We start from the raw sequence: 377 nt of genomic DNA on the forward strand, positions 1-377 counted from the left end.
GCGGATGCTATTGGGCATCCTGCGACCAGTCTGATTGGCGGACAAATCCCCGGTTATTCCTGCCGCAGTGCTGCCACGCCGTTAGTGCCTTATTTTTTGAGTACACTCGATACCGTTGCGTGGCGTACTGGTTTGCCGGAATCGTTCTATCCGGAAGCCCTGATCCTCGGTCAGCGGGAGCTGGGCAGCCAAATGGCCGCGAACCTGTGGGGCACTATTTACCCGCGCTCAGGTTTTGTCAATCAGACCGATGATGACAAGGCGTCTGCCGTGGTGGCACAGCGGGTGGCGGATATCATCACCCGTGCCGGGCAGCCCCATGTTTATCAGACGCTGAAAGGCACGCGTACTGATGGCTACTGGCCACCTGAATCGGT

1 protein-coding gene is annotated in these 377 nt (G+C 58.1%); it reads left to right on the top strand.

From position 1 onward, the window contains the following. On the top strand, positions 1 to 377 hold a 377-nt coding region (locus AAC147_RS09575), incomplete at both ends, for a TIGR03756 family integrating conjugative element protein (RefSeq protein ID WP_047686434.1).

This window comes from Xenorhabdus sp. NBAII XenSa04 (genome assembly GCF_963866145.1).
GTDB lineage: Bacteria > Pseudomonadota > Gammaproteobacteria > Enterobacterales > Enterobacteriaceae > Xenorhabdus > Xenorhabdus indica.